This is a genomic window from Mesorhizobium sp. M4A.F.Ca.ET.020.02.1.1 (assembly GCF_004022645.1).
In the GTDB taxonomy this organism is placed as follows: Bacteria; Pseudomonadota; Alphaproteobacteria; order Rhizobiales; family Rhizobiaceae; genus Mesorhizobium.
In genome coordinates this window covers 1-11,340 of record NZ_RZOI01000117.1, presented here as the reverse complement: position 1 = coordinate 11,340, position 11,340 = coordinate 1, and the positions used below count along the sequence as shown (strand labels likewise).

The following is an 11,340-nucleotide window of genomic DNA, read 5'->3' as shown; positions in this document are numbered from 1 at the left end:
CATCTGGCCATTGTAATGGTCGATGGCGAGCTTGATCATTTCCAGTTCGACTTCGGCCAGCGCGCGTACATTGCCGCGCTCGTCCAGTGCCCGCAACGTCCCGAAGCGCGGCTGCAGCCTTGCCGGCGGATCGGGCTCGGCCACGACCACCCCCGGCTCGCCGGCCACGTCGTCGTCACCGCTCAGCTCAGGCGCTGGCGCGCCAATTTCGACATCGAGCTTGACGGTGCCTTCCAGCTGCGCGCGGATCTGCGGAAACTCCTCTTCCGTCAGCAGCTCGCTTTCGGCCAGCACGGAAGCCCTGAAGACGGCGTTCTCCAACTGCCTGATGTTGCCCGGCCAGTCATAGGCCTGCAGCATGGCGAGCGCCCTGGCCGAGATGCCTTGCGGACGGTGACGGGGATCGGCAGGCGCCACCTTCTCCATGAAATGCCTGACCAGATAGGGAATGTCGTCGCGGCGGTCGCGCAGCGGCGGCACGAAGATCGGATAGACGTTAAGACGGTAGAACAGATCCTCGCGGAAACGGCCGTCCTTGACCTGCTGCAGGAGATTGCGGTGCGTCGCCGAGATCAGCCTGATGTCGACCTTGACCGTCGAACGGCCGCCGACCGGATCGACCTCGCCCTCTTGCACCGCGCGCAACAGCTTGACCTGGACGTCGAGCGGCAGGTCGCCGATCTCGTCGAGGAACAGCGTGCCCGAATGCGCCTCGACGAATTTGCCGGTGTGCTTGTCGGTGGCGCCGGTGAACGAGCCCTTCTCGTGGCCGAACAGGATCGATTCGACGAGGTTGTCGGGGATGGCGCCGCAATTGACGGTGACGAACGGTTTCGAGCGGCGGTCGCCGCTGCCCTGGATGGCGCGCGCCACCAGCTCCTTGCCGACGCCCGATTCGCCCTCGATCAGGATCGGGATGTTGGACGCCGCCGCCTTCTGGCCGAGCCGGATCACCCGGTCCATCGCCGGGCTGTGCGTGATCAGGTCCTTGAAGGTCAGGTGGCCGCCGCGCCGCCTGGACGTGCGCTTCATCTCGTCTTCGACCGCCTCGACCTTCAGCGCGTTGGAGATCGCCGTCTGCAGCCTGTCGGGCGAGGCCGGCTTGACGACGAAATCGAAGGCGCCGTGGCGCATCGCCGATACGACGGTCTCGATGCCGCCCTGCGCGGTCTGCACGATGACCGGAACGTGGATACCGCGCTCGCGCATCGCCTTCAAGACGCCGATGCCGTCGAGCCCAGGCATGACGAGGTCGAGGATCATCACCGACACGTCGCGCGCATTGGGTCCGTCGAGAACGCCAAGTCCCGCCTCGCCGCCATCGGCCACGATCGCCCCGTGGCCGAATTTCGTCACCGCCGCCTCGAGCAGCCTGCGCTGCACGGGATCGTCATCGACTATGAGTATGGAACCTGTCATGACTGTGTAATTGCCCGGCCCGAGAAATCCCCGTGGATCATCTTGGCACAGGGTTCTAAATAAGGTTTCAAAAAACCCGGTGAACGAATTCCTTAGGATTTGACCGGCCTCTGCTTTCTCCCTTGTTCTGGAAGGTATTTTTGATGCGCATGATTCCTGATCGGCGGCTTTCGGCGACTGCGTCCGGTCACGGCGCCGCGGAGCTTGGCGACCTGCCGGAATGGAACCTCGCCGATCTCTATTCCGGCATGGAAGCGCCCGAGCTGAAGCGCGACATTGCCAGGGCCGCGCAGGATGCTGTTGGCTTCGAGACCCGCTGGAAGGGCACGCTTGCCGCCGAGGCCGAGCGCGGCGTCGCCGGCCGTCTGGGCGAAGCCTTGCAGGCCTATGAGGCGCTGGAGGAGCTGATCGGCCGCATCGTCTCCTATGCCGGGCTGATCTACGCCGGCAACACCGCCGATCCGCAGCGCGCCAAGCTCTATGGCGACATCCAGGAAAAGATGACGGACGCCAGCGCGCATCTCCTGTTTTTCGCGCTGGAGCTCAACCTGATCGACGACGCCGTGATCGAAAGCGCGCTCGCCGCCGACCCAACCTTTGGCCACTACCGGCCCTGGGTGCTCGACCTCAGGAAGGACAAGCCCTACCAGCTCGAGGATAGGGTCGAGCAGCTTTTCCACGAAAAGTCGATCACCGGGCGCGGCGCCTGGAACCGGCTGTTCGACGAGACGATGACCGATCTGCGCTTCGACCTCGGCGGCGAGGAGCTGGCGTTGGAGCCGGCGCTGAACCGCCTGCAGGACGCCGATGGCGAAGTGCGCCGCCAGGCGTCAGAGGCGCTGGCCGCGACCTTCCGCAAGAATCTGCGCACCTTCACGCTGATCACCAACACGCTGGCCAAGGACAAGGAGATTTCCGACCGCTGGCGTGGCTTCGAGGACATCGCCGATTCACGGCACCTCGCCAACCGCGTCGAGCGCGGCGTGGTCGACGCGCTGGCGGCCGCCGTGCGCGAGGCCTATCCGCGCCTGTCGCACCGCTACTATGCGATGAAGGCGCGCTGGCTCGGCATGGCGGTGATGAACCACTGGGACCGCAACGCGCCCTTGCCGGAGACCCCGCAGGCGATCATCCGCTGGAACGACGCCAGGGACACGGTGCTGTCGGCCTATCAGCGCTTTTCGCCCGACATGGCCGAAATCGCCCGCACCTTCTTCGACCGCAACTGGATCGACGCGCCGGTCAGGCCCGGCAAGTCGCCCGGCGCCTTCGCCCATCCGACGGTGCCGTCGGCGCATCCCTATGTGCTGCTCAATTATATGGGCAAGCCGCGCGATGTGATGACGCTGGCGCATGAGCTCGGCCATGGCGTCCACCAGGTGCTGGCCGGAGGCCAGGGCGCGCTGATGGCCTCGACGCCGCTGACGCTCGCCGAGACGGCCTCCGTCTTCGGCGAGATGCTGACCTTCCGCTCGCTGCTCGACCAGACCACCGACCGGCGCGAGCGCAAGGCCATGCTCGCCCAGAAGGTCGAGGACATGATCAACACGGTGGTGCGCCAGATCGCCTTCTACGAGTTCGAGCGCAAGGTGCATGCCGAGCGCAAGAACGGCGAGTTGACCTCCGACAGGCTCGGCCAGTTCTGGCTCGAGGTGCAGGCCGAAAGCCTGGGGCCGGCGATCCGGCTGCGCGACGGCTATGAAGTGTTCTGGACCTATATCCCACACTTCATCCATTCGCCCTTCTACGTTTATGCCTATGCCTTCGGCGATTGCCTGGTGAACTCGCTCTACGCGGTCTATCAGAATGCCGAGCGCGGCTTTCAGGAGAAGTATTTCGAGATGCTGCGCGCCGGCGGCACCAAGCATCATTCCGAGCTGCTGGCTCCGTTCGGTCTTGATGCCACCAACCCCGCCTTCTGGCAGATCGGGCTTGGCGTGATCGGCGGCCTGATCGACGAGCTGGAAGCGCTGGATAAGTGACGCGCGACTTCGACCTCGGTCCGCGCCAGAATAGTTTAGCCGGAACACATGTTGGGAATGGGCTCTACTCTTGGCATAAATATCTGTTCTTGAAGAACTCTCCGGGAATTTTTTCCGTTAGCTTTCCGCAAGTCATATGGTAGCGTCCCGCCTCAAGCTCAGCCGGACGCAAAGCCCAGGCCAGGGGACGAGCTTCGGCCGGTGGCGACATTTGGCGAATGCGATGCGGCCGTTGGCCATGGGCGAAGAGCCGAGCGCCGACAGCTCTGTTGAAGCCAGCTGTTCCGCAAGCGCGGAACCATTGAATGGTCCTTTCGCCGAGGTCGTCATTCCAGGCCGCGGCGGATGGATCGGACTGGAGAGAGGGAATGAGCACTTTTTTCTACGTTCTCCTGGCGTTCATTGTGGGTGTGTCGGTTGGCTGGTTCATCTGGGGTCGGCTGCGCGGCGAGCTCGACAGCCTGCGCGGTGATCTGGACCGCACGCGCGGCGAGCGCGACAGGCTCCGCGCTGATACCGACAGGCTGACCGCCGAGCTCGAAGCATGCGGCCACACACGTGCCGACCTCGAACGCCGGCTGCGCGAGGCGCCGGCCGCATCCGGCGCGGCAAAGGCCTCCGCTCCCGCGCCGGCGGCGCTCGTCTCGACACCCGCACCGGCCAAATCGGCTTCTGCCAAGCCTGCCGCTGCCAAGCCTGCCGCTGCCAAGCCTGCCGCTGCCAAGCCTGCCGCCGCCAAGTCGCCCGCCGCCAAGCCTGCCGCCGCCAAGTCGCCCGCCGCCAAGCCTGCCGCCGCCAAGCCTGCCGCGGCAAAGCCGGCATCGGCCAAGCCAGCGGCAACCAGGTCGGCCGCCGCGCCGAAGCCGGCCGCGCCCAAAGCAGCGGCGCCCAAGGCTGCAGCGAAGAAGGCCGCACCGGCTTCGACCAAGGCGGCGACGGGCAAGGCCGATAATCTGCGCCGCCTCATCGGCATCGGCCCGGTCAACGAAAAGCTGCTCAAGGGCCTTGGGGTTACAAGCTATGCCCAGATTGCCGCCTGGACAGCAGCCGACGTCAAGCGGATCGAGGACGTGCTGAACTTCGATGGTCGTATCGCGCGCGAGCAATGGATCGAGCAGGCGAAGTTGCTCGCCGCCGGCGATGAGAAGGAATTCGCCCGCCGCTTCCCGACCGCGGGAACCGCCAGCAACACCTGATCCCGCTTCGCCTTCGGGCATGTGACAGCGCCGGTGCCAGTCCTGGGCACCGCCGCCTTCCTTTGCTCCAGCCGCCTTTGCGTCCCAGGACGCCGCTCCCTCGATTGCGCGCCACCAAGACCCCATATAGAGCGATCGCTGGCGCCACCGACCGAACACCCGAGCAATGTCCCTGCCCTCCGCTATTTTCCGCAACGACGAGAGCGGCCGCCAGTTGGTCTTCGACCAACCGGCCGAGATCATCGTGGCGCGCGACGCGGACGATTTCCTGCCGGCGCTCGAAGCCGCGCAGGCGGCAGCCGACGCCGGCAAATGGCTGGCAGGATACCTCTCCTACGAGGCTGGCTACCTGCTCGAGCCAAAACTGGTGCCATTGCTTCCTGAGGGTCGGCGCGCGCCGCTGGTGTGCTTCGGCGTCTTCGATGCTCCCGTCGAGCAGGCGGTGCCACGCCGCGCCGGTCCGGCGACCAACGGCCCGATCTTCGACGCCCGGGCGGCCTGGTCGGCGCAGGACTATGCGAAGCGCTTTGCGCGGTTGCACGACCACATCCGCAGGGGTGACTGCTACCAGGGCAATCTGACCTTCCCCGTGCGCGCGCAGTGGTCCGGCGATCCGCTCGCCGCCTTCGACTCGCTCACCGAACGCCAGCCGGTGAAATACGGCGCGCTGATTTCGCTCGGCGATCCGGTGGTGCTCTCGCGATCGCCCGAGCTCTTCTTCGAAATCGACGCCGAAGGGATGATCGAGACGCATCCGATGAAGGGCACGGCGCCGCGCGGCGCGACCAGGGCCGAGGACGCGCGGCTGAAATCGTTCCTGCGCAAGGACGAGAAGAACCAGGCCGAGAACCGCATGATCGTCGACCTGCTGCGCAACGACATCTCGCTGATCAGCGAGGTTGGCACACTGGAGGTGCCGGAACTGTTCCGCATAGAGACCTATCCGACCGTGCACCAGATGGTGAGCCGCGTGCGGGCCCGGCTGTTACCGGACGTCGGCATCCGCCGCATCCTCGCGGCGCTGTTCCCCTGCGGCTCGATCACCGGCGCGCCGAAAATCCGCGCCATGGAGATACTGCACGATCTCGAGGGCACACCGCGCGACGTCTATTGCGGCGCCATCGGCTGGATCGCACCCGGCGGCACAATGCGCTTTTCCGTGGCGATCCGCACCATTTCGCTCTTTTCCAGCGGCGAGGCCGTCTACAATGTCGGCGGCGGCGTCGTCTTCGATTCCACCGCCGAGGAGGAGTATCAGGAGTGTCTCTTGAAAGCCCGCTTCGCGACAGGGACCGTGCCGATTTCGAGCTGATCGAGACCATGCGTTGGGAGCCGGGCCCCGGCTTCCTGCGCTTCGATCGTCACCTTGCGCGGCTCTATGCTTCGGCGGCCGAGCTGGGCTTTGCCTGTGAACCGCAACGGGTCGGCGAAGTGCTGACGGACACGGTTGGCCGGCAAACGATCGCCTTGCGCACCCGTCTGGTCCTGGCGCGCAATGGCGAGGTGACGGCTGCCGCGCAGCGCTATGAGCCGCTCGCCGCCGACAAGGTCTGGCGCCTGCAACTGGCGCGGGTCCGGCTCGATTCCGGCGACACTTTGCTTCGCCACAAGACCAGCCGCCGCGACACCTACCAGCGGGCGCGCGCCGAATATCTCGCCAGCCGCGCGGACGAGGTGCTGCTCGCCAACGAACGCGGCGAACTCTGCGAGGGTACGATCACCAATCTCTTCGCCGATTTCGGCGACGGCGTGCTGGCAACGCCCCGGCTCGACTGCGGTCTCTTGCCTGGCGTATTGCGCGGCGAGCTTCTGGATGAAGGCCGCGCCCGCGAAGCGATCTACACCCTAGACGATCTGAAGTCGGCGAAGGCGATCTTCGTCGGCAATTCGCTGCGCGGCCTTATCCCCGCACGGTTGGCCTGACGCAGGTCTGGAGAGAATGATGTTCGTCGTGTCGCTGAACTACAAGGTGCCGCTTACCGAGATCGATCGGCTGCAAGCTGCACATGTCGAGTGGCTGAAAGCATGCTATGCGGAGGGTATCTTCGTCATCTCCGGTCCAAAGCGGCCAAGAACCGGCGGCATCATCATAGCGCGCGGCCCGCGCGACGTGTTGGACGCCAAGCTGGCCGCCGATCCCTTCGCCCAAGCCGGCGCCGCCGACTATGACATCACTGAATTCACGGCGAGAATGACCGCCGCTCAACTCGACGCGTTCAAGGAAGCATGAACGGGCCCGCCCATACGCCCTATGACGGTTCGTCGAAACCCTTCACCATCGGGCTGAAGCCGCTCGGCCTCGACGAGTGGATCGATGTCGACGAATGTCTCTTGCCTCATCTCGCCGAGAAGCGCCGGCTCTACGCGGAGATTCCCGAAAAGGTCTTCGTCGAGGAGGATGGCACACGCGAGGCCCAGCGAGAGGTGCTCGATCTCCTCGCAGCCTATCTCGCGGCGAAACACCCCGGGACCCATCGCGATGGCGGCTCCGGCGCCGCCGTGATCGGCGACGAGAACGGTGGCGGACCGACTGCGGCCCTGCGCGCGGCGCCGCTCGTTCAGGCATCCCTGCTCGTCCAGGAGGATCTGATCCTGATGCGCCGGGATGAAAGCGGCTGGCGCCTGGCCGCCGGCTCGCTCTGCTTTCCTTCGTCCTGGTCGCTCCTGGAAAAATTCGGCAAGCCGCTGCAGCAGATCCATGCGCCGGTGCCGGGGTTCGGGCCCGGCACGCGTCCGGCAGAATTGATCAACCGCATGTTCGACGGTCTTCAGGGTCAGGCGGTGGAGCGCTACAACTGGTCGATCCAGGCCGGCGACGCCCTCTACCATCCGCTCTCCAACCTCCAGCGCATCGACCGCGCCACCAACCGCCCCACACGCTTCGCCGACGGCGATATCGACGCCCATGCCTTCATCCGCGTCGAGCGCCAGACGTTGCGCAAACTGCCCGTCTCGCGCGACATCCTGTTCACCATCCGCATCCATCTCGACCCGCTCAAGGTGCTGGCACGCCATCCCGACAGGGCGACGCTCGCGGCATCCTTCGCCGCACAGCTGGAGGCGCTCGACGAGGCCCAGCTCGACTACAAGGGACTGACCGCCGACCGCGACCGGCTGGTCGCCTTCCTCGCCGACATGGCCACGGCAGCTTAACCACGCCATCAGGCGAGCCGGACCAGTGGTTGGCGCTTTTCACTGGTTTATGACAATGATCTGTGGTGTAGCGCTTGGCCGTCCGGCAGAAACGCCCGGCTTTTGCCCTGTTTAACGGAGTGTCTGAAAAAATGGCGAATGAAAACTGGCCCGTTTACGGTGAAATCACCGGTCCCGTCGTGATGATCGGCTTCGGCTCGATCGGACGGGGAACGCTGCCGCTGATCGAACGCCATTTCAAGTTCGACAAATCGCGCATGACGGTCATCGACCCGCGCGATAGCGACCGCAAGCTGCTCGACGAGCGCGGCATCACCTTCATGCAGGAAGCCGTGACAAAGAAGAACTACAAGAAGCTGCTGACGCCGCTTCTGACCAATGGCGGCGGCCAGGGCTTCTGCGTCAACCTGTCGGTCGACACCTCCTCGCTCGAACTGATGAAACTCTGCCGCAAGCTCGGCGTGCTCTATGTCGACACGGTGGTCGAGCCCTGGCTCGGCTTCTACTTCGACGACAAGGCGGATAACGCCGCGCGCACCAACTACGCGCTGCGCGAAAGCGTGCGCGAGGAAATCGCCAGGAACCCCGGCGGCAGCACCGCGATCTCCTGCTGCGGCGCCAATCCGGGCATGGTATCGTGGTTCGTCAAGCAGGCGCTGGTCCACCTCGCCACCGATCTTGGGCTGGAGTTTGCCGAGCCGGCCGCGAGTGACCGCGAGGGCTGGGCGAAACTGATGAAGAAGGCCGGCGTCAAGGGCATTCACATTGCCGAGCGCGACACGCAGCGCACCAAGAAGCCGAAGCCGATGGACGTGTTCTGGAACACCTGGTCGGTCGAAGGCTTCGTCTCCGAGGGCATGCAGCCTGCCGAACTCGGCTGGGGCACGCATGAGACCTGGATGCCGAAGAACGCCAGGAAGCACAAGAACGGCTCGCAGGCGGCGATCTATCTGGAGCAGGCCGGCGCCAACACCCGCGTGCGCTCGTGGTGCCCGACGCCCGGCGCGCAATATGGCTTCCTGGTGACCCACAACGAAGCGATCTCGATCTCCGACTTCTTCACCTTGCGCGGCAAGAAGGGTAAGGTCCACTACCGCCCGACCTGCCACTATGCCTACCATCCGTGCAATGACGCGGTGCTGTCGCTGCACGAGATGTTCGGCGCGGCTGGCAAGGCGCAACCTGTCCATCACGTGCTTGACGAGAACGAGTTGGTCGACGGTATCGACGAGCTCGGGGTGCTGCTCTACGGCCACGACAAGAACGCCTACTGGTACGGTTCGCAGCTGTCGCTGGCCGAGGCGCGTAAGCTCGCTCCCTACCAGAACGCCACCGGCCTGCAGGTCACCTCGGCGGTGCTTGCCGGCATGGTCTGGGCGCTGGAAAACCCGCAAGCCGGCATCGTCGAGGCCGACGAGATGGACTACAAGCGCTGCCTGGAAGTGCAGTTCCCCTATCTCGGGCCGGTCAAGGGCTACTATACCGACTGGACTCCGCTCGATCACCGGCCGGGGCTTTTCCTCGAGGATCTCGACAAGAACGACCCGTGGCAATTCCGCAACATCCTGGTGCGATAGCGGGTTGCAGCGCGCGCGCTCCTTCGGACCTGCAAGAGGGCTTTAAGCCATTGAAATTGCGTGCATCACGCCTTCCGAAGATCGATCTTCGATTTTCGGGCCGATGCGGCGCCGGCATGCCGCGATGCCTTGCAATCGCCCGGAAATCGGGCGATTGAAGGGGTGCGGCCTGGAGCGACGTGCATCCATTGGAAAGTACGCTCCAGCACTTTGATGTACGCCTCGTGCCTTCCGAAAATCGAAAGCGGTTTTCCGGCCGATGCGAGAGGAGAGGATTTCAAATGACCATTGCGCGCAAATTGCTTTCGGCAGTTGCGGCGGCAAGTCTGCTCGCCGCTTCTGCCTGCACCACCGTCGGCCCTTCCGAGCCACCGATCGCAGCCGGACCGAAAGGCGTCGAGGGTTCCTGGATCGACGCCAAGGGCACCGGCCTGTCGAGCTTCACCGCCGGCACCTTCACCACCGTCGCCACGGACACCGGCCAGAAGCTCGCCGAAGGCAGCTACACCATGACCGGGGCGACTTCGGTCGAGATCCACGGCACCTCGCTGATCCGCCAGACACCGATCAGCTTCAACTGCCTGATGATCTCCACCAGCCAGCTCAATTGCACCAGCGCGTCGGGCCAGAACTTCGTGCTGACGCGGCGCGCCTGAAGCCGGTACATCCTTCGCTTTTCGGAAGACGGCGGCCCGCGAGCCGCCGTTTTTTGCGCCCGGCAATGCTGGCCCGATTCCGCTTGCATCGATGAAAACGCGATGGGAACATGGTCGGGATCTGGCTGCTATGCACCGTTCAGTGCAAGGGCGTTAAGCGCCTCTGGTTCAAGGTCATCCGGGAGACGAGAATGAAGAAGATCGCCGCCATTGCCGCTCTTTCAGCATCCGCGCTTGGCCTGTCCGCCGGATCATCCTTTGCCGACTACACATTGAACATCCTGCATTTTAATGATTGGCACAGCCGCATCGAAGGCAACAACAAATACGAGTCGACATGCTCCGCCGAGGAAGAGACCAAAGGCGAATGCATTGGCGGCGCCGGCCGGCTGGTTACCGCGATCGCGCAGGAACGCAAGAAGCTCGACGGTCAGAACGTGCTACTGCTCAATGCGGGCGACAGCTTCCAGGGCTCGCTCTTCTACATCACCTACAAGGGTGCCGCGGAGGAGGAATTCCTCAACCAGATCAAGCCCGACGCGGTGACGCTCGGCAACCACGAATTCGACGACGGCGAGAGCGCGCTGGTGCCTTACCTGGACAAGGCGAAGTTCCCGATCGTCAGCGCCAATGTCGTGCCCAACGACAAGTCGGGCGCCGCGGGCAAGATCAAACCGTCGGTCGTGCTTGAGGTCGGCGGCCAGAAGATCGGCATTGTCGGCGCGGTCACCAATGATACGCCGGAGCTTGCCTCGCCCGGCCCCAACATCGCCATCGAAGACGACGTCAAGTCGATCACCGCCGAGGTCGAGAAGCTGAAGGCGCAAGGCGTCAACAAGATCATCGCGGTGACCCATATCGGCTACAACCGCGAGCGCGATGTCATCGCGAAAATCCCCGGCATCGACGTGGTGGTCGGCGGCCACAGCCACACGCTTCTGTCGAACACCGACCCGAAGGCGGCAGGCCCCTATCCGACGATGGTCGACAACCCCGATGGCTACAAGGTGCCGGTGGTGCAGGCGGCGTCCTATTCGAAATATCTCGGCGAGTTCAAGGTCGTGTTCGACGACAACGGCGTCGTCAAGCAAGCGAGCGGCGACCCGATCTTCCTCGACAAGTCGATCACGCCCGATCCGGCCGTGCTCGCCCGCATCAAGGAGCTCGGCGCCCCGATCGAGGAATTGAAGAACAAGGAAGTGGCTGAGACCACTAAGGCCATCGACGGCAGCCGCGACAACTGCCGCGCCCGCGAATGCGAGATGGGCAACCTCGTCTCCGATGCCATCCTCGACCGCGTCAAGGGCCAGGGCGTCGAGATCGTCATCTCGAACGGCGGCGGCCTGCGCGCCTCGAT

General features: G+C 64.5%; 10 protein-coding genes. 9 read left to right on the top strand and 1 reads right to left on the bottom strand.

Translation table 11 applies throughout. The features are described from left to right. Positions 1-1,419 (bottom strand): sigma-54 dependent transcriptional regulator (locus tag EN742_RS10665; RefSeq protein ID WP_148670071.1); only part of this gene is annotated, 1,419 nt, incomplete at its 3' end. Positions 1,420-1,562: 143 nt separating this feature from the next. Here EN742_RS10665 and EN742_RS10660 point away from each other — a divergent pair. From EN742_RS10660 to EN742_RS10620, 9 genes are all read left to right on the top strand, one after another. After that, entirely contained in the window at positions 1,563-3,401 is a 1,839-nt protein-coding gene (locus tag EN742_RS10660) for a M3 family oligoendopeptidase (RefSeq protein ID WP_189347391.1), read from the top strand. A gap of 368 nt (positions 3,402-3,769) precedes the next feature. Further along, a complete protein-coding gene (locus EN742_RS10655; RefSeq protein WP_126058434.1) occupies positions 3,770-4,597 on the top strand; it encodes a proton-conducting membrane transporter in 828 nt (275 codons plus the stop codon). Positions 4,598-4,763: 166 nt separating this feature from the next. Beyond that, a complete protein-coding gene (locus tag EN742_RS10650) occupies positions 4,764-5,909 on the top strand; it encodes an aminodeoxychorismate synthase component I (RefSeq protein ID WP_126058433.1) in 1,146 nt (381 codons plus the stop codon). Then, on the top strand, positions 5,858-6,520 hold the full coding sequence (locus EN742_RS10645; RefSeq protein ID WP_126058432.1) for an aminotransferase class IV family protein: 663 nt from the start codon (positions 5,858-5,860) through the stop codon (positions 6,518-6,520). The genes EN742_RS10650 and EN742_RS10645 overlap by 52 nt, the downstream gene beginning before the upstream one ends. Before the next feature lie 19 nt (positions 6,521-6,539). Continuing rightward, positions 6,540-6,827 (top strand): YciI family protein, encoded by a 288-nt coding sequence (locus EN742_RS10640; RefSeq protein ID WP_126059365.1) that lies wholly within the window; start codon positions 6,540-6,542, stop codon positions 6,825-6,827. Then, positions 6,824-7,750: a DUF3445 domain-containing protein gene (locus EN742_RS10635; RefSeq protein ID WP_127422914.1), complete on the top strand. Its 927-nt coding sequence runs from the start codon at positions 6,824-6,826 to the stop codon at positions 7,748-7,750. The genes EN742_RS10640 and EN742_RS10635 overlap by 4 nt, the downstream gene beginning before the upstream one ends. Before the next feature lie 131 nt (positions 7,751-7,881). Next, positions 7,882-9,327 carry a homospermidine synthase gene (locus EN742_RS10630; RefSeq protein ID WP_126058430.1) on the top strand — a complete coding sequence of 482 codons (1,446 nt, stop codon included), beginning with the start codon at positions 7,882-7,884 and terminating at the stop codon, positions 9,325-9,327. A gap of 281 nt (positions 9,328-9,608) precedes the next feature. Next, positions 9,609-9,983, top strand: coding sequence for a hypothetical protein (locus EN742_RS10625; protein WP_126058429.1), 375 nt, complete (start codon positions 9,609-9,611; stop codon positions 9,981-9,983). 191 nt (positions 9,984-10,174) lie between these two features. Continuing rightward, positions 10,175-11,340: metallophosphoesterase (locus tag EN742_RS10620; protein WP_189375265.1), on the top strand; the 1,166-nt coding region annotated here is incomplete at its 3' end.